Below are 16,958 nucleotides of genomic sequence, written 5' to 3'. Positions count from 1 at the left end.
CGCCGTGGGGGAGGGCGGCGCAGCGGGTGCTGCGCCGCCCCTGAGTTTCCGCAGTGACCCGGAGATGATCAGTACATGAATGTCGTACTTCCCGAACTGCCCTTCCCCGTCCGCCCCTACGGGCCCGAGGGGAACTGGTCCTACGACGACGGTGTGCTCACCGGAACCGCCGGGCCCCGGCAGGACCGCTTCGTGCCGCCCACCGGTGAATCGCTGGAGTCCGTCTCCGACGCGCCCCGGCTGCTGGGGGCGCCCGAGGGGGACTTCCAGCTGATCGCCCGCGTCACCGTCGGGTTCAACGCGGCCTTCGACGCCGGGGTCCTCTACGTCCACGTCGGCGAGCGGGCCTGGGCCAAGCTGTGTCTGGAGTACTCCCCGGACGCGGCCACCGTCTGCACGGTGGTCACCCGGGGGCACTCCGACGACTGCAACTCCTTCACCGTGGACGGGGACTCGGTGTGGCTGCGCGTCAGCCGTACCGGGCGGGCCTTCGCCTTCCACGCCTCCCTCGACGGCGAGCGCTGGACCTTCGTCCGGCTGTTCACGCTGGGGGAGGAGAAGGAGACCGGGGCCGCCCTGGTCGGCTTCCTCGTGCAGGCGCCGACGGGCGACGGGTGCACGGTGACGTACGACCGGCTGGAGTACCGGTCGGCATGGCCCGCCGACCTGCGCGACGGCAGCTGACGGGACCGGGGGGGCGAGGCGGGAATGAGGACCGCTGCTTGAACGTTCACGTACGGGTGCGGAGAGGGCCTCCGCACCCGTACGACCTGGAGAAGAGCCGAGACATGCGCGTCGAGATCTGGAGCGACATCGCCTGCCCGTGGTGCTACGTGGGCAAGGCCCGCTTCGAGAAGGCGCTCGCGGCCTTCCCCCACCGGGACGGGGTCGAGGTGGTCCACCGGTCGTTCGAGCTGGACCCCGGGCGGGCCAAGGACGACGTCCAGCCCGTGCTGACGATGCTCACCGCCAAGTACGGCATGAGCGAGGCACAGGCGCAGGCGGGTGAGGACAACCTCGGCGCGCAGGCCGCCGCCGAGGGCCTGGACTACCGCACCCGGGGCCGCGACCACGGCAGCACCTTCGACATGCACCGGCTGCTGCACCTCGCCAAGGACAAGGGCCGGCAGGAGGCGCTGCTGGACGCGCTGTACCGGGCCAACTTCGCCGAGGAGCGTTCCGTCTTCGACGACGACGAGCGCCTGGTCGGCCTGGCCGTCGCCGCCGGCCTCGACGCGGACGCGGCCCGCGCCGTGCTCGCCGACCCCACCGCCTACGCCGACGAGGTCCGCGCCGACGAGCGCGAGGCCGCGCAGCTCGGGGCGACCGGTGTGCCGTTCTTCGTGCTCGACCGGAAGTACGGCGTCTCCGGCGCCCAGCCCGCCGAGGTCTTCGCGCAGGCGCTGACCCAGGCGTGGGGCGAGCGCACGCCCCTGAAGCTGATCGACGACGGCGGCGCGGAGGCGTGCGGCCCGGACGGGTGCGCCGTTCCCGGCAAGTGAAGCGGCAGGTCGGGGCGCTCGCACAAGCGTCTCCTGGAGACACCGCGCAGAAATACGCGATGGACGGGGAGGTCCAGGGGCCGCACAGTGGTCCCATGGAGAGCTTCGAGAACCTCGTCCGTACCGAGTTCGCCCCGAAGACCACGTACCTCAACACCGCCAGCACCGGTCTGCTGCCCGCCCGGACCCTCGTCGCCATGCGGGACGCGGCGGCCTCGGCGGCGGCCGGGCTGCCGTCCGACATGTTCGCCGACGTCGAGGCGTCCCGGTCCGCCTTCGCCCGGATCGTGGGAGTGCCCGCCACCCGGGTCGCGGCCGGCGCGTCGGTCGCCACGTACACCGGGCTCGTCGCCGCCTCGCTGCCCGAGGGCGCCGAAGTGCTCACCGCCGAGGCCGACTTCAGCTCCCTGGTGAACCCGCTGCACATGCGGGGCGACCTGAAGGTGCGCAGTGTGCCGCTGGAGCGGATCGCCGAGTCGGTGGGGCCTCAGACCGCGCTCGTCGCGGTCAGCGCGGTCCAGTCCGCCGACGGCCGGATCGCCGACCTCGCGGCGCTGCGGGACGCCGCCCGGGCCCACGGCGCGCGGACGCTGATCGACGCCTCCCAGTCGAACGGGTGGCTGCCGCTGGCCGCGGACGACTTCGACTACGTGGCCGCCGTCGCCTACAAGTGGGCGCTCTGCCCGCGCGGCGTCGCCTTCCTCGTCGTACCGGAGGACCTGGGCGAGTCGGCCGGGCTGACGCCCCTGTTCGCGGGGTGGGCGTCGGGGGAGCACCCCTGGGACAGCTGCTACGGCAGGGTCGAGGAACTGGCGCACTCCGCACGGCGCTTCGACGAGAGCCCTGCCCTGTTCTCGTACACCGGCGCCCGGCACTCCTTGGCCCTGATCGAGGAACTGGGCGTGGAGGCGGTACACGCCCACGACACCGCGCTCGCCGACCGGTTCCGCGCGGGGCTCGGCTCCCTGGGCCACGAGCCGGTGCCCGCGCCGGGCTCCGCGATCGTGTCCGTGCCCGGACTCGGGCACCGCCAGGAGGAGCTCGGCCGGGCCGGGGTCCAGGTCTCCGACCGGGCGGGCAACCTGCGGGCCGCCTTCCACCTGTACAACACGGCGGCGGACGTGGACCGGCTGCTGGACGTGCTGGCGGGCTGAGGCACCGGGGCCGAAAATATCGGGCAGGGGCCTCCCGTCCCACACGAAAAGGCCCCTGCCCGAGTCTCAGACGCGGTTCACTTCACCGGCGTGAAGTCCCGCGCCCCGATACTGTGATCTCCGGGGGACGACCCCCGGACCCCCGGCCGAGCCGGGTCACCGTACGGGAGTGAAGTCCCGCGCCCCGATGAACTCCGGCCGCCGGATCGGTGCCGCGAAGGGCTCGACCGCCGTGTTCTCCACGCTGTTGAACACGATGAACACGTTGCTGCGCGGGAACGGCGTGATGTTGTCGCCGGAACCGTGCATGCAGTTGCAGTCGAACCACGTCGCCGAGCCGGCCTTGCCGGTGAACAGCTTGATGCCGTACTCGGAGGCCATCTTCGTCAGCGCCTCGTCGGACGGCGTCCCCGCGTCCTGCATCTGCAGGGACTTCTTGTAGTTGTCCTTCGGCGTGGCCCCCGCGCACCCGAGGAACGTCTTGTGCGACCCCGGCATGATCATGAGACCGCCGTTGGTGTCGTAGTTCTCGGTGAGCGCGATCGAGACCGAGATCGTGCGCATGTTGGGCAGGCCGTCCTCGGCGTGCCAGGTCTCGAAGTCCGAGTGCCAGTAGAAGCCGCTCGCACCGAAGCCCGGCTTCACGTTGATCCGCGACTGGTGGACGTAGACGTCCGAGCCGAGGATCTGCCGGGCCCGCCCGACCACGCGCTCGTCGCGCACCAGCTCCGCGAAGACCTCGCTGATCTTGTGCACCTCGAAGACCGACCGGATCTCCTTGGACTGCGGCTCCACGATGGAGCGCTCGTCCGCGCGGATGGCCGGGTCGGTGGTGAGCCGCTCCAGCTCGCGGCGGTAGACCTCGACCTCGTCCGGCCCGATGAGCTGGTCGATGGCGAGGAAGCCGTCGCGGTCCAGGGCCTGCAGGTCACCGGCCGAGACGGGACCGGGCGTGTCCGGGGAGCCCCAGACGACCGGGTCCTGCCGAGGCGTCGCCACCTCGGTGGCGCCGCGGGTGGGATAGAGGTCGGTGACGTTCGTGGTCGTGGTGGTCACGGTGACTCACACCTCCTCGGTGAGCAGCGGGTAGACGCCGTTCTCGTCGTGGTCCTCCCGTCCGGTCACGGGCGGGTTGAAGACACAGATGCAGTGGAAGTCCTCCTTGACCTTGAGCGTGTGCCGCTCGTGGCCGTTCAGGAGGTACATGGTCCCCGGCGTGATGTGGTACGTCTTCCCCGTCTCGCGGTCGGTCAACTCGGCGTCGCCCTTGGTGCAGACGACCGCCTCGATGTGGTTCGCGTACCACATCGACGTCTCCGTACCCGCGTACAGGATCGTCTCGTGGACGGAGAAGCCGACCTTCTCCTTCGCGAGGACGATGCGCTTGCTCTCCCAGGTGCCGGACGCCGATTTCACGTGCCGGTCGGTGCCTTCGATCTCCTTGAACGAACGGACGATCACGGTGTTGCGATGCCTCCTAGGTGAAGGGTGTGCAAGGGTCTCCGGCGCCTTCGGCCCACGGACGCGCGGGCCGAAGGCGCCGGAAGCGGTGGGGGTGTCAGGCGGTCTCGCGCACGGCCCGGGCGAGGGTCTTCATGCCCTCGTCCAGCTCGTCGGGCGTGATGGTGAGCGCCGGAAGCAGCTTGACGACCTCGCTCTCGGGGCCGGACGTCTCGATGAGCAGCCCGAGCTCGAAGGCGCGCTTGGCGACCCGGCCCGCGCGGCCCTTGTCGTGGAACTCCAGGCCCCAGACCAGACCGCGGCCGCGGTACTCCTTGACGTCGGCGAGGTTCTCCTCGGTGATGGCGATCATGTGCTGCTCGACCTGCTCACCGCGGGTGCGGGTCTGCTTCTCCATCGCCGACCCGTCCGCCCAGTACGCCTCCAGCGTGGCGGTCGCCGTGACGAAGGCCGGGTTGTTGCCGCGGAAGGTGCCGTTGTGCTCGCCCGGCTCCCAGACGTCCAGCTCCGGCTTGAACAGGGTCAGTGCCATCGGCAGGCCGTAGCCGCTGATCGACTTGGAGACGGTGACGATGTCCGGCGTGATGCCCGCCTCCTCGAAGGAGAAGAAGGCGCCGGTACGGCCGCAGCCCATCTGGATGTCGTCGACGATGAGCAGCATGTCCTGGCGCTCGCACAGGTCGGCCAGGGCGCGCAGCCACTCGGGCCGGGCGACGTTGATGCCGCCCTCGCCCTGCACCGTCTCGACGATCACGGCGGCCGGCTTGTTGAGGCCCGAGCCCTGGTCCTCGAGCAGCCGCTCGAACCAGAGGAAGTCCTCGACGGTGCCGTCGAAGTAGTTGTCGAACGGCATCGGCGTGCCGTGCACCAGCGGGATGCCGGCGCCGGCCCGCTTGAAGGCGTTGCCGGTCACGGCGAGCGAGCCCAGCGACATGCCGTGGAAGGCGTTGGTGAACGACACGATCGACTCGCGCCCCTTCACCTTCCGCGCCAGCTTCAGCGCGGACTCCACGGCGTTGGTGCCCGTCGGGCCCGGGAACATGACCTTGTACGGCAGGTCACGCTTGCGCAGGATGGTGTTCTGGAACGTCTCCAGGAAGCGGCGCTTGGCGGTGGTCGACATGTCGAGCCCGTGGGTGACGCCGTCCCGCTCCAGGTAGTCGATGAGCGCGCGTTTCAGGACGGCGTTGTTGTGCCCGTAGTTGAGCGAGCCCGCTCCGGCGAAGAAGTCGAGGTACTCGTGGCCGTCCTCGTCGTACATGCGGCTGCCGACCGCACGGTCGAAGACGGTGGGCCAGCCGCGGCAGTAGCTGCGCACCTCGGACTCGACGGTCTCGAAGACGCTGAGGTCGGGCTGGGTGATGGTCACGACGAATCGCTCCTCGTTGGGTGAGGGTGGGAGAGGAAGGTCGTACGGATCCGGGGGACCGGTGCGGTCCCGGCCGGGAAGTCTGAGGGGCCGGACTGGCACGGGGTGCCGGGCTGTCCGGGGAACCGGTCGGTCAGCGGGCGGTGGCCGGCAGGGGGCCGATGCGGTACAGGACCTCGGGCTCGTGCGGCCCGTCGGGGAACAGGCCGGTGTCGAACAGCACCTCACGCTCCAGCCGGGCGCCGTGGCGCTCGGCGAACGAGGTGAACAGCCGCTGGGAAGCGGTGTTGTCCGGGGAGATCGTGGTTTCCAGGGTGGTCAGTCCGCGCTCCGCGACGGTGCGGGCGGCCAGTCCGTCGAGCAGGGCCGCGGCGAGTCGGCGTCCGCGGTACGCCTCGTCGACCGCGACCTGCCACACGAGCAGGGTGTCCGGCCGGTCCGGCCGCACGTACCCGGTGACGAAGCCGACCGGCTCACCGCGCTCGTCGCGGGCGACGGCCGACGTGGCGGCGAAGTCCCGGCACCAGAGCAGATAGCTGTAGGACGAGTTCAGGTCGAGGACCTTCGAATCCCTCGCTATCCGCCACAGGGCGGCCCCGTCGGCCACTCTCGGACGGTCGATTTGCAGGTCTGCTTGCGCGGCAGTCATGCAAATTGAATTTACCCAGCGAAATTCAAAAATGCATCGCCGGACGGGGTTACGGATGGGCGCGTGCTGTGTTATCACGCGGGCGCGTGCCGACGCGCGAGGGGTCGACGCTATGTCCTGATTTCCGCCGGACGAAGGTTGCAAACCGGACAGCATGTGTATCGGGTCACAATCACGTAACTCGCGCGAGACGTGCCCGAAATGCGAAGCTTGGCCTTCGCGGAATCTTTGTGTTTAGGTCCCCGGAAAGCGGGCAGAAGAATACGGGAAGCTGTGCTGAGCGTAATTCCTTAATTCTGTTTGTGTGAGCTTTGGGAATTGCCCTGAATTCAGGCTTCCGTTACCGCTTCCGAATGGCCGGCGCCGGCCGGGCGGTCCCAGGCGTCCTCGACGGCCCGCCGGGCGGCCTCCAGGTCGGCCTTCAGCCCCTTCTCGGCCAGCGCGGCACCCAGTGCCGCCAGGGAGCCCTGCACCGCCCCGCGCGTCGCGTCCGGCCCGTAGTGGTTGATCCGGATCATCTCCCCGGCCAGCGCGCCCCCGCCCGCCGCCAGCGGCAGCCCCGGGTCGGACGCCAGGGCACGGGCCACCAGCTCCGACGCGTCCACGTCCGACGGGACCCGCAGGGTCGTCGCGACCGGCGCCGCGTCCCGCGCCTCGCGCACGTACGGCTCCAGACCGCCGCCCAGCGCGAGCGCGCCGGCCCGGGTGGCCGCCGCGGCCGAGGCGTGCCGCGCCATCACCGTCCGCGGGCCCTCCGCCTCGATGCGCTCCACGCACGCCTCCAGCGCGAGCATCTCCAGCTGCGCCGGCGCGTGCAGCAGCGCCTTGCGACCGCCGTCGATCCAGCGCTCCTTCCAGTCCAGCAGGGACAGGTACGAACGCCGCGGGGCGTTCGGGTTCGCCGCCATCCGCGCCCACGCCCGCTCGCTCACCGACACCGCCGACACCCCGGCCGGACCGCCCATCGCCTTCTGCGCGCCGATGACGCACAGGTCCACGCCCCACGCGTCCGGCAGCACCGGCTCGGCGCCCACGGAGGCCACGGCGTCCAGGTAGAACAGCGCTTCGTGCGCCCGCACCGCCTCGCCGATCTCCGCGACCGGATTGGTGTTCCCGGTCGCCGCCTCCGCGTGCACCAGGGACACGAAGTCGATCTCCGGGTGCTCGGTGAGGGCCCCGCGGATCTGCTCGGCGGTCACCGCCGTGTGGAACGGCACGGCGAGGTCGTGCACGGTCGCGCCGCAGTCCCGCAGCCAGTTCCCGAACGTCTGCCCGTACGGCCCCGTGATCACGTTCAGCGCGACGGTGCCCGGCCCGGCGGCGGCGCGGATCGCGCCCTCCAGCGGCAGCAGTGCCTCGCCCTGCATGACCACGACGTCCTGCCGGGTGCCGAGCAGGCGCGCGACCCGGTCCTCGATCGCGGCGAAACGGCCGGCGCTCAGCGGGGCGAGGTCCAGGAAGGGGTGGGTCACGGCGGTGCTCTCTTCAGTAACGGTCAGGTGTACGGCGCGTACGGAGTCGAGAGTAACCATGGCCCCGGGCACCACTCGCGCCGGAGGGCTTCCGTTGCGACACCCCCACGCCCGGAATTGTGGCTTCCGCCACAGTCACGGCGGTCGCCGGCTGATGGACTCGGGCCCGTGATCCTCCTGCTGCTCGTCCTCGTCGCGGTCGTGACGGCCGTCCTCCTCGGCCGGGGCACCGGCACGTACCCCCGCGCGCGGACGGCACCGGCGGCCCCCGTTCCCGCACCGCGCAAGCCGGGCGCGCCCTTCCGCGTCGCCGCCGGAGCGGCGGGCTGGGCCGCCGCCCTGCTTTACCTCTGGGGTCTGGTGTGCGTGGGGTTCGCGGCCATGGAGGCGGAGGACGGCGGCACGGACTCCTCGCCACTGCGGCCGTGCCGAGCCGGCGTGCCCCCGGAGCTGTCCGGGCGCGTCATCGACTACGAGGTCTCCTACCTGCCCCTGCGCTTCAGCTGCGAGACCGTCGACGGCGAGGCCTACGACTCCGCCGACGTCCCCGGCTACGTCAACCCCGGCGTCGCCGTCCTCGCCCTGACCGCCGTCGCGAGCGCCGTCGCGGCCGGATACGCCACCGAGCCGCGCGCCCGCGCGGCAGCGCGAGCGGACGGCCGGTGACCGGGCCTTCGAACGGCCCCGGGGCCCGGTCTAAGGTGCGGGGCATGAGCGATCACACGGTGCTGCACGTGAAGGGTCGGGTGCTCGTCGGGCCGGAAGAGGTCCGCGACGAGTTGTGGGTGATCGACGGCAGGATCTCGTACGACCGTCCCGCCGGCGCCGCCGACATCCGCACCGTCCGCGGCTGGGCCGTGCCCGGCCTGGTCGACGCGCACTGCCACGTCGGGCTCGACCAGCACGGTGCCGTCCCCGAGGACGTCGCCGAGAAGCAGGCGCTGACCGACCGCGAGGCCGGCACCCTCCTCATCCGCGACGCGGGCTCGCCCTCCGACACCCGCTGGATCGACGACCGCGACGACCTCCCGAAGATCATCCGGGCCGGCCGGCACATCGCCCGCACCCGCCGCTACATCCGCAACTACGCCTGGGAGGTCGAGCCCGACGACCTCGTCGCCTACGTCGCCCAGGAGGCCCGGCGCGGCGACGGCTGGGTGAAACTGGTCGGCGACTGGATCGACCGCGACCTCGGCGACCTGTCCGCCTGCTGGCCGCGCGGCGCCGTGGAGGCGGCCATCGCCGAGGCCCACCGCCTGGGCGCCCGCGTCACCGCGCACTGCTTCGCCGAGGACTCCCTGCGCGACCTCGTGGAGGCCGGCATCGACTGCGTCGAGCACGCCACGGGCCTCACCGACGACACCATCCCGCTCTTCGCCGAGCGGGGCGTCGCCATCGTGCCGACCCTGGTCAACATCGCCACCTTCCCCGCCCTCGCCGACGGCGGCGAGTCGAAGTTCCCCCGCTGGTCGGCCCACATGCGCCGGCTCCACGAACGCCGCTACGACACCGTACGGAGCGCCTACGACGCCGGGATCCCGGTCTTCGTCGGCACCGACGCGGGCGGATCGCTGGCGCACGGTCTGGCGGCGGCGGAGGTCGGGGAGCTGGTCACCGCCGGCATCCCGCCCGTCGAGGCGCTGGCCGCGACGACCTGGGCCGCCCGGCGCTGGCTGGGGCGTCCCGGCCTGGACGAGGGCGCGCCGGCCGACCTGGTGGTGTTCGACGAGGACCCGCGCGCGGACGTGCGCGTGCTCGGCGCTCCGCGCCGGGTGGTGCTGAACGGGCGCGTCGTCGGTTAGCCGACCGGAGTGACGCCGGGGAACGCCCGTGCCAGGAGATTCGAAAAGACGGGCGGAAACCCCACGAAGGGGTGAAGTGCCCCGCTATCGCTGACGGTTCGGCGCGTGCGGGGACATCCTTTCCGGGTCCCAAGCATGTCGCTCATGCGTGTCCCGCACGCATGTCTCACTGGGGGTCCCACCACCTTGAACGGCAACACCTTCCGCATGCCCGCACGCCGCCTCGTCACCGTCGCGGCGGCCACGGCCCTCGCCGCCGGTCCCGCGGCACTGGCCGGCGCGGGCACCGCTCACGCGACCGGTGACCACGGCCGCGCGAGCGCCACCGTCCTGCGCACCGGGCTCGACGTGTCCCTGCTCAACAAGACCGTGAACGTCCCGCTCACGGTCACCCTCAACGAGGTGCGGGCGCCCGAGAGCGCCGAGAAGACCGCGCTGACCGCCCGCCTCGACGGCGTCGACGGAGGCAAGCCCTTCAGCGTGCTGCGCGCCGACGTGGCGCAGGCGAAGGCGACGGCGACGGCGACGAAGAGCGAGGGCCGCACCGAGCTGGCCCACGCCCGGGTCCACGTCCCCGGCCTGCCCCTGCTGTCCCTGATCGAGCTCGAGAAGGTCACCTCCACGGCGACCTGCGAGGCCGGCAAGGCGCCGGTCGCCGACGCCAACCTGCTGGGCGCGGTGACCGTCCTCGGCAAGAAGGTCACGCTGACCACCGGCGGGCCGACGGAGGTGAAGGTGCCCGGCGTCGGCGAGGTGCGGCTCGACCTCTCCAGGACGCAGACCACCTCGCGGACGGCCGCCGCCACCGCGCTCGAACTCGACGTGTCCGTCAACCCCCTCGACCTGAACGTCGCCGAGGTCGACGGCACCCTGACCCTGGCCGAGGCGACCTGCGAGTCCCCGGCCGCCCCGGAGTCCGAGGCCGCCCAGCCCCCGGCGAAGGGCGAGGAGCCCGCCGCCGAGCCGGAGGCCGAACCCGCCGCCGACGTCCGGCCCCAGGGCGCCCGCGCCGAGGCAGACCTGGCCGAGACCGGCGGCAGCTCGGCGACCCCGTACATCGCCGCGGGCGCCGCCGCCCTGGTCGTGGCGGGCGGCGGCGCCCTGGTCCTGGCCCGGCGCAGGCGCGGCTGACGAGCGGGGGTGACGGGAGTGTGCGGGGCGGGGACCGGCCGGGGAGGGACCGTCCTGGCCGTACGCCTCAGGCCGGTCCCGTCACCGCCCGTCCCAGCGCCTCCAGGAAGCCGTCCGTGGTCGCCCGGTCCCGTACCGCCAGCCGCAGCCACTCCTCGCCCAGCCCCGGGAAGGTGTCGCCGCGCCGCACCGCGTACCCGAGGCCGCGCAGCCGGTGGCGCACGGCGGCGGCGTGCGGGAGGCGGAGGAGGACGAAGGGGCCCTCGGCGGGAGCGACGACCCGCAGGCCGGCGTCGGTGAACCCGGCGAGCCCGGCGACCAGGTGGGCCCGGTCCGCGGCGGTGCGATGGGCCGCGTGTGCGGCCTCCGCCAGAGCACGCGGCGCCACGCACGCCTCCGCCGCCGCCAGCGCGGGCGTGGACACGGGCCACAGGGGCTGGGCGCGTTCCAGGGCCGCGATCGTCTCCGGCGCCGCGAGGACGTAGCCGATGCGCAGCCCCGCCAGCCCCCACGTCTTGGTGAGGCTGCGCAGGACCACCAGCCCGGGGACGTCCGTCCGCCCGGCCAGCGCCTCCCGCTCGCCCGGCACCGCGTCCAGGAACGCCTCGTCCACGACCAGCGTCCGCCCGGGACGGGCCAGCCCCGTGACCACGGCCGCCGGATGCAGTACCGACGTCGGGTTCGTCGGGTTGCCGATCACCACCAGGTCGGCGTCCTCCGGGACGCACTCCGGGTCCAGCCGGAAACCGTCCGCCTCCCGCAGCAGCACCCGGTCGACCGTGTGCCCCGCGTCCCGCAGCGCCGCCTCCGGCTCCGTGAACTGGGGGTGCACCACGACCGGCCTGCGCACCTTCAGCGCCCGCGCCAGCAGCACGAACGCCTCCGCCGCGCCCGCCGTCAGCAGCACCCGCTCCACCGGCAGCCCGTGCCGCGCCGCCACCGCCGCCCGCGCCGCCCGCCCGTCCGGGTAGGTGGCGAGGGAGCCGAGCGAGGCGGCGATGTGCTCGCGCAGCCAGGCCGGCGGCGTGTCCGCGCGGACGTTCACCGCGAGGTCCACCAGCGCCGAGCCGTCGTCGCGCACCTCGGCGTCCCCGTGGTGCCGCAGGTCAGGGCCACCGGGCCCCGCCGCTGCTCCGGGCCCGGTCTCAGTGTGCGTGGGAGTGTGCGTGTCCATGCCCGTGATGGTGCCCGTGGTGGTGGTGGCCGTCGTCGTCGGGGTGGAAGTGCGGCTGCTGCGGCAGTCCCACCTTGTCCTCGAAGCCGGGCAGCGCGATCCGGTACACACAGGAGTCGCAGTTCATCCGCAGATCGCCCTTGACGGCCTCCTCGTACCGCTCCCACACCAGGTCCAGCAGCTCCGGCTCCGGTCCGATGACGTCGGCAGAGCGCACCTCGGTCTCCGGGTGTGCCGCCGCCCACTCCTCGGTCTGGTGCCGGACCCGGTCCGGGAGGATGCCGGTGAACAGGAAGTACGGCAGCACCACGACCCGCCGCGCCCCCAGCCGCGCGCACCGCTCCAGGCCGCCCGGCACGTCCGGCTCGGCCAGCGACACGAACGCCGTCTCCACGGCCCCGTATCCGCGCCCCTCCCACAGCAGCCGCGCCGCCTTGAACACCTCGGCGTTGGCGTCCGGGTCCGTCGACCCGCGCCCGACCAGCAGCACGGTCACCTCGGCCGGGTCCCAGGACGGGTCGACCGCCTGAGCCAGCCGCCGCTCCAGCACCCGCAGCAGCGCCGGGTGCGGGCCCAGCGGACGCCCGTAGGTGTAGGTGATGCCGGGGTGGCGCTCCTTCTCGCGGGACAGCGCCGCCGGGATGTCGCCCTTGGCGTGCCCGGCCGACACCAGCATCAGCGGCACCGCGGCGAAGCGGCGCACCCCGCGCTCCACCAGCTCGGCGACGGCCTCGCCCAGCGGCGGCGGGGACAGCTCGATGAAGCCGCCCGCGACGGGCAGTTCGGGGTGGCGGCGGCCCAGCTCGCGCACGAAGTCGCGGAAGGCCTCGGCTCCGGCCTCGTCCCGGGTGCCGTGTCCGGCGATGAGCAGGGCGGGCGGCGGGGTGGTCACGATTTCTCCTCGAAATGCGAATCGGAGTACGAAGTGGGGTGGTACAGCAGGGCGTTGAGCGCGGCGGCGGCGACCGCCGAACCGCCCTTCTCGGACACGTTGCTGACGGCGGGCAGCCCGCTCTCGCGCAACGCGGCCTTGGACTCGGCCGCGCCGACGAAACCGACGGGCAGACCGATGACGAGCGCCGGGTCGGCGTCCAGGGTGAGCAGCTCCTCCAGGGCGGTCGGCGCGTTGCCGATCACCCAGAGGGCACCGGGACCGACCTGCTCGTACGCAAGCCGGATCGCGTGTGCCGAACGGGTCAGGCCCGGCCCGGCCACGGCCTCCTTCAGCCGGCAGACGGTCTCCCGCCGGGTGATCCCGGCCGCGACCATCTCGACGTCCACGACGACGGGCGCCCCGGCGTGCAGCGCGGCGTACGCCCGCTCCAGCGCGGCCTCGTCGGTCACGAGGTCGGTGGCGTACTCCAGGTCGGCGGCGGAGTGGATGACCCGCTCCACCACCGCGCGGGTCAGCGGCGGGAAGTGCGAGGTGTCCAGGCGGGTGCGCAGCCGCCGGTAGGACTCCTCCTCGATGGGATGGACGACGCGGTTCACTTCGGCTCCTCCTGCCAGCGGTAGCCGCGCGGCGTCACCATGCGCCCGGCGATCTCGCGGGTCGCGGTGTTGCCGACCGTCACGACCGTCATCATGTCGACCGTCGCCGGGTCGAGCGCGGCGAGCGTGGTCAGCCGGCTCGACTCGTCGGCCCGCGACGCGTTGCGCACGACACCCACCGGCGTGGCCGGCGCCCGGTGCTCCGCGAGGATCGCCAGCGCCTTGGGCAACTGCCAGTCCCGGCCCCGGCTGCGCGGGTTGTAGAACGTCACGACGATGTCCGCCTCGGCCGCCGCCCGCACCCGCCGTTCGATGACCTCCCACGGCGTGTGCAGGTCGGACAGGCTGATCGACACGTGGTCGTGGCCGAGCGGCGCGCCCAGGATCGCCCCGGCCGCCAGCGCCGCCGTCACCCCGGGCACCCCGATCACGTCGATGTCGTCGGACGCCTCCGCGAGCGCGGGCGAGGCCATGGCGTACACCCCGGCGTCCCCGCTCCCGATCAGCGCCACGGCGTGCCCGCGCCGGGCCTCCTCCACCGCGGTCCGGGCCCGCTCCTCCTCGGCGCCGAGCCCCGACTCCAGGACCCGCGTGCCGGGCCGCAGCAGGTCGCGGATCTGGTCGACGTACTGGTCGAGCCCGACCAGCACCGACGCCCGCCGCAACTCCGCCTGCGCGCGCGGCGTGACCAGGTCCCGGGCGCCCGGCCCGAGCCCGACCACCGCGAGCCGCCCGCGCCCCGGCCGCCGTACGACCGCGCAGGTCGCCATCGCCGGAACGGCCGCCGACTTGCGCTTGGGAACCAGGAGTTCGCCGCCGCGCACCAGCGCCGCCGCCTCCGCGACCGACGGGGTGCCGACGGCCGCGAGCGGGGCGTCGGACGGGTTGGGCACCTCGATGCCCGCCAGTTCGTCGGCGGCGTACGTCACCAGGGGCACGCCCAGCCGCTCGGCGGCGCCCACGATCCCCGGCTCCTCGGCCTTGGCGTCCACGGTGGCCAGCTCGGCGACCGACGCGGCGGACAGCCCGGCCTCCCGCAGGGCCGTCTCCACCAGCCCGTGGACCTCGTCCACCGGAGCGCCCTTCGAGGCGCCCACGCCGACGACCAGGGACGGCGGACGCAGGACGGCCTCCCGCTCGGCCGGCTCCACCAGGCGGTCGGTCACCCGGACCGCGTACGCCCCGTCCTCGGTGACCGGCAGCGGCGGCAGCGGCCAGCTCACCTCCGCCCGCAGCGCCACCGGCTCGCCGTCCAGCAGGGCCCGCGAGACCCCGGCGACATCGCCCTCCACGGGCAGCCCGAGCGTGTCCAGACCGGCCAGGCCCACGGCGTCCGTCGCCGTCGTCACCACCGGCTCGGCGCCCAGCACCTCGCCGACCGCGCGGGCCAGTTCGTTGGCGCCGCCGCCGTGGCCGCCGACCAGCGACACGGCGAACCGCCCGCCCTCGTCGACGCACACCACCCCCGGGTCGGTCCGCTTGCCGTCCAGCAACGGAGCCACGAGGCGGACCACGGCCCCGGTCGCCAGGAAGCACACGAGCTGCTCGCACTCGACGAACGCGGTCCGCACGGCGTCCGCGACGGGACCCCCGTACACGCGCGTGCGGTCCGGCCACGCCGCGGCCAGCCGGTCCCGCGCCGCAGCTCCCGCCGCGGTGGCGGAAATGAGGCCGATCAAGGGGAAACTCCTTCGGTACGGCTGTGCGGCCTCACGCCCCACAGCAGGAACACGGGATTGGTGGCCGCCAGCCGGGTCACGTCACCCGGCAGCGGCGCCAGCCGGGACGACTGCAACAGCACCCCGTCACACTCCAGTCCGGCGCCGAGCAGCGCCTCGCGGGCCGCCGGCACCCGGTCCAGCGCGGCCATCGCGACGACCACGGCCCGCCGGGCGCGCCGCGCGCAGGCGGCGACGATGGCGGGCAGCTCGCGCCCGCCGCCCCCGACGAACACGGCGTCCGGGTCGTCCAGGCCGGACAGGGCCGTGGGCGCCGCCCCGTGCACCACCCGCACGTCCACCCCGTGCGCGGCGGCGTTGGCGCGCACCCGCTCCACGCCGTCCGGCGTCTTCTCGACGGCGGTGACGGCCGCGCCGAGCCGCGCGCACTCCACGGCCACGGACCCCGAGCCCGCCCCGACGTCCCACACCAGATCCCCGGGCCGGGGCCCGAGCCGGGCCAGCGCCAGCGCCCGCACCTCGAACTTGGTGATCATCGAGTCGCGGTGGGCGAACTCCGTCTCGTCCAGTGCCCACCCGGCGGGCCCCGGCCGAGGCCCGGCGACCGAGCGGACCGGACCCAGCGCCCGCGCCTCGTCCAGGCACAGCACCACACTCACCGCCGCTCCCCAGTCCCGGCCCGCGGCCTCGACGGGCGTCACCCGCTCCACGCGCTCGTCGCCGGTGCCCAGCGCGGAGGCGACGACCAGGACCCGCGGGTCGGTCCGCAGCGCGGCGCCCAGCTCCGCCGGTCCGGCACCGGGCCCGGTCAGCACGGCGACCTTCGGGTGCGCCCGGCACAGGTTCACCGCCGTCCGCAGGTCCCGCCCGTGCGCGCTGGCCACCACGGCGTCGTCCCACGGCAGCCCCGCCCGCGCGAAGGCGGCGGCGACGGACGAGACCCCGGGCCGCACGTCCAGCCGCTGAGCCCCGAACCGCTCGGCCAGCACCCGCACGATCCCGAAGAACCCCGGGTCGCCGGAGGCCAGCACGACCACCGGCCGCTCCTTCGCCACGTACTCCGCGACCGTGTCCAGGGCGGGCGCCAGCGCCCCGAGGACGACCCGCTCGGCCCCCTCCGGCAGCCGTACGGCCTCCAGGTGCCGCCGCCCGCCGACGACCAGCTCCGCACCCGCGACGACGTCCCCGGCGGGCGCCGCGCCGGCGGCCCCCATCCCCACGACGGTGATCACGTGCTCGCACCCCGCGCGCGCAGCTCACGCCGCGCCTCCGGATCGGCCTTCCGGTAGCCGTGGAAGTGCCCCGGGTGGTACAGGTGCGAGCGCGTGCCGTGCGCGTCGAGGGCCGGGCCGACCAGGAACAGGGTGTGCTTCCAGAGCTTGTGCTCCTTGACCGTCTCCTCCAGCGTGCCGATCGTGCACTTCACGACCAGCTCCTCCGGCCAGGTGGCCTGGTACGCGACGACCACCGGGGTGTCGGTCGGGTAGCCGCCCTCCAGCAGCTCCCGCACCAGCTGCCCGCTGCGCGCCGCCGACAGGAACACCGCCATGGTCGTCCCGTGCTTCGCGAACTCGCGGACCTCCTCCCCGGGCGGCATCGGCGTCTTCCCGCCGCCGAGCCGCGTGAGGACGACGGACTGCGCCACCTCCGGAATCGTCAGCTCCCGCTGCGCCAGCGCGGCCACGGCGGAGAAGGCGGAGACACCGGGCACGACCTCGGTCGCGATGCCGATCTCCGCGCACCGGTCCAGCTGCTCCTGCGTACCGCCCCACAGCGCCGGATCGCCGGAGTGGATACGGGCCACCCGCAGCCCCTCCTGCGCCGCCCGCCGGTAGACGGCCACGACGTCCTCCAGCGACATCGTCGCCGAGTCCAGGACCTCCGCGCCCTCCCGCGCGTGGTGCAGCACCTCCGCCTGCACCAGGCTCGCCGCCCAGATCACGACATCGGCCTCCGCGATGGCGCGCGCCGCGCGGAACGTCAGCAGGTCGGCGGCGCCGGGGCCGGCCCCGACGAAGGTCACCTTGCCGGTACGGGCAGCGGCATCACGGGCCACGGAATCCATGGGTCTGGG

17 protein-coding genes are annotated in these 16,958 nt (G+C 73.6%); 6 read left to right on the top strand and 11 right to left on the bottom strand.

From position 1 onward, the window contains the following. The first annotated feature begins 75 nt into the window (after nt 1-75). The 3 genes from ACLIN4_RS08285 to ACLIN4_RS08275 all read left to right on the top strand — a co-directional run bounded on the left by ACLIN4_RS08285 (nt 76) and on the right by ACLIN4_RS08275 (nt 2,656). Nucleotides 76-684 carry a DUF1349 domain-containing protein gene (locus ACLIN4_RS08285; RefSeq protein WP_307653002.1) on the top strand — a complete coding sequence of 203 codons (609 nt, stop codon included), beginning with the start codon at nt 76-78 and terminating at the stop codon, nt 682-684. 104 nt (nt 685-788) lie between these two features. Further along, nucleotides 789-1,502: a DsbA family oxidoreductase gene (locus ACLIN4_RS08280; protein WP_289909742.1), complete on the top strand. Its 714-nt coding sequence runs from the start codon at nt 789-791 to the stop codon at nt 1,500-1,502. Nucleotides 1,503-1,561: 59 nt separating this feature from the next. Continuing rightward, a complete protein-coding gene (locus tag ACLIN4_RS08275; protein WP_107480088.1) occupies nt 1,562-2,656 on the top strand; it encodes an aminotransferase class V-fold PLP-dependent enzyme in 1,095 nt (364 codons plus the stop codon). 156 nt (nt 2,657-2,812) lie between these two features. Here ACLIN4_RS08275 and thpD read toward each other — a convergent pair whose 3' ends face one another. The 5 genes from thpD to ACLIN4_RS08250 form a co-directional block, all read right to left on the bottom strand. Next, nucleotides 2,813-3,712: an ectoine hydroxylase gene (gene thpD, locus ACLIN4_RS08270; protein WP_019329311.1), complete on the bottom strand. Its 900-nt coding sequence runs from the start codon at nt 3,710-3,712 to the stop codon at nt 2,813-2,815. A gap of 6 nt (nt 3,713-3,718) precedes the next feature. Then, nucleotides 3,719-4,117 (bottom strand): ectoine synthase, encoded by a 399-nt coding sequence (locus tag ACLIN4_RS08265; protein WP_043374438.1) that lies wholly within the window; start codon nt 4,115-4,117, stop codon nt 3,719-3,721. Nucleotides 4,118-4,214: 97 nt separating this feature from the next. Then, a complete protein-coding gene (gene ectB / locus ACLIN4_RS08260; RefSeq protein WP_107480525.1) occupies nt 4,215-5,486 on the bottom strand; it encodes a diaminobutyrate--2-oxoglutarate transaminase in 1,272 nt (423 codons plus the stop codon). A gap of 133 nt (nt 5,487-5,619) precedes the next feature. Next, nucleotides 5,620-6,135, bottom strand: coding sequence for a diaminobutyrate acetyltransferase (ectA, locus tag ACLIN4_RS08255; RefSeq protein WP_107480524.1), 516 nt, complete (start codon nt 6,133-6,135; stop codon nt 5,620-5,622). A gap of 329 nt (nt 6,136-6,464) precedes the next feature. Beyond that, a complete protein-coding gene (locus ACLIN4_RS08250) occupies nt 6,465-7,607 on the bottom strand; it encodes an aminotransferase class V-fold PLP-dependent enzyme (RefSeq protein WP_411576743.1) in 1,143 nt (380 codons plus the stop codon). Nucleotides 7,608-7,775: 168 nt separating this feature from the next. Between ACLIN4_RS08250 and ACLIN4_RS08245 the strand changes: the two genes are divergently transcribed. The 3 genes from ACLIN4_RS08245 to ACLIN4_RS08235 all read left to right on the top strand — a co-directional run bounded on the left by ACLIN4_RS08245 (nt 7,776) and on the right by ACLIN4_RS08235 (nt 10,540). After that, on the top strand, nt 7,776-8,273 hold the full coding sequence (locus tag ACLIN4_RS08245; protein ID WP_289909735.1) for a hypothetical protein: 498 nt from the start codon (nt 7,776-7,778) through the stop codon (nt 8,271-8,273). Nucleotides 8,274-8,317: 44 nt separating this feature from the next. Continuing rightward, nucleotides 8,318-9,409 carry an amidohydrolase family protein gene (locus ACLIN4_RS08240; protein ID WP_289909734.1) on the top strand — a complete coding sequence of 364 codons (1,092 nt, stop codon included), beginning with the start codon at nt 8,318-8,320 and terminating at the stop codon, nt 9,407-9,409. Nucleotides 9,410-9,595: 186 nt separating this feature from the next. Continuing rightward, nucleotides 9,596-10,540: an SCO1860 family LAETG-anchored protein gene (locus ACLIN4_RS08235; RefSeq protein ID WP_411575622.1), complete on the top strand. Its 945-nt coding sequence runs from the start codon at nt 9,596-9,598 to the stop codon at nt 10,538-10,540. Nucleotides 10,541-10,607: 67 nt separating this feature from the next. On the opposite strand, the gene cobC is transcribed toward ACLIN4_RS08235, so the two are convergent. The 6 genes from cobC to cobM are packed head-to-tail and all read right to left on the bottom strand — an operon-like array spanning nt 10,608 to nt 16,949. Beyond that, nucleotides 10,608-11,714 carry an Rv2231c family pyridoxal phosphate-dependent protein CobC gene (gene cobC / locus ACLIN4_RS08230; RefSeq protein ID WP_289909728.1) on the bottom strand — a complete coding sequence of 369 codons (1,107 nt, stop codon included), beginning with the start codon at nt 11,712-11,714 and terminating at the stop codon, nt 10,608-10,610. After that, nucleotides 11,686-12,606: a sirohydrochlorin chelatase gene (locus ACLIN4_RS08225; protein ID WP_289909726.1), complete on the bottom strand. Its 921-nt coding sequence runs from the start codon at nt 12,604-12,606 to the stop codon at nt 11,686-11,688. Before ACLIN4_RS08225 ends, cobC begins: the two co-directional genes overlap by 29 nt. Further along, nucleotides 12,603-13,205: a precorrin-8X methylmutase gene (locus ACLIN4_RS08220; RefSeq protein WP_289909724.1), complete on the bottom strand. Its 603-nt coding sequence runs from the start codon at nt 13,203-13,205 to the stop codon at nt 12,603-12,605. The genes ACLIN4_RS08225 and ACLIN4_RS08220 overlap by 4 nt, the downstream gene beginning before the upstream one ends. Next, nucleotides 13,202-14,884 (bottom strand): precorrin-3B C(17)-methyltransferase, encoded by a 1,683-nt coding sequence (gene cobJ / locus ACLIN4_RS08215; RefSeq protein WP_411575621.1) that lies wholly within the window; start codon nt 14,882-14,884, stop codon nt 13,202-13,204. The genes ACLIN4_RS08220 and cobJ overlap by 4 nt, the downstream gene beginning before the upstream one ends. Continuing rightward, complete coding sequence (gene cbiE / locus ACLIN4_RS08210) at nt 14,881-16,116, bottom strand: precorrin-6y C5,15-methyltransferase (decarboxylating) subunit CbiE (protein WP_381944019.1); 1,236 nt, start codon at nt 16,114-16,116, stop codon at nt 14,881-14,883. Before cbiE ends, cobJ begins: the two co-directional genes overlap by 4 nt. Further along, a complete protein-coding gene (cobM, locus tag ACLIN4_RS08205) occupies nt 16,113-16,949 on the bottom strand; it encodes a precorrin-4 C(11)-methyltransferase (RefSeq protein WP_369180701.1) in 837 nt (278 codons plus the stop codon). The genes cbiE and cobM overlap by 4 nt, the downstream gene beginning before the upstream one ends. Nucleotides 16,950-16,958 lie beyond the last annotated feature (9 nt).

The sequence above is a fragment of the Streptomyces mutabilis genome (assembly GCF_046628145.1).
GTDB classification, from domain to species: domain Bacteria; phylum Actinomycetota; class Actinomycetes; order Streptomycetales; family Streptomycetaceae; genus Streptomyces; species Streptomyces mutabilis.
Note: the sequence above shows the minus strand (reverse complement) of the source record. Positions and strands in the feature narration are given on the sequence as shown.

What these genes read in the sequence shown, in the direction of transcription:
- ACLIN4_RS08285 (WP_307653002.1), top strand. Translation starts at nt 76, where the DNA reads ATGAATGTCGTACTTCCCGAACTGCCCTTCCCCGTCCGCCCCTACGGG.
- ACLIN4_RS08280 (WP_289909742.1), top strand. Translation starts at nt 789, where the DNA reads ATGCGCGTCGAGATCTGGAGCGACATCGCCTGCCCGTGGTGCTACGTG.
- ACLIN4_RS08275 (WP_107480088.1), top strand. Translation starts at nt 1,562, where the DNA reads ATGGACGGGGAGGTCCAGGGGCCGCACAGTGGTCCCATGGAGAGCTTC.
- ectA (WP_107480524.1), bottom strand. Translation starts at nt 6,135, where the DNA reads ATGACTGCCGCGCAAGCAGACCTGCAAATCGACCGTCCGAGAGTGGCC.
- ACLIN4_RS08240 (WP_289909734.1), top strand. Translation starts at nt 8,318, where the DNA reads ATGAGCGATCACACGGTGCTGCACGTGAAGGGTCGGGTGCTCGTCGGG.
- cobC (WP_289909728.1), bottom strand. Translation starts at nt 11,714, where the DNA reads ATGGACACGCACACTCCCACGCACACTGAGACCGGGCCCGGAGCAGCG.
- cobM (WP_369180701.1), bottom strand. Translation starts at nt 16,949, where the DNA reads ATGGATTCCGTGGCCCGTGATGCCGCTGCCCGTACCGGCAAGGTGACC.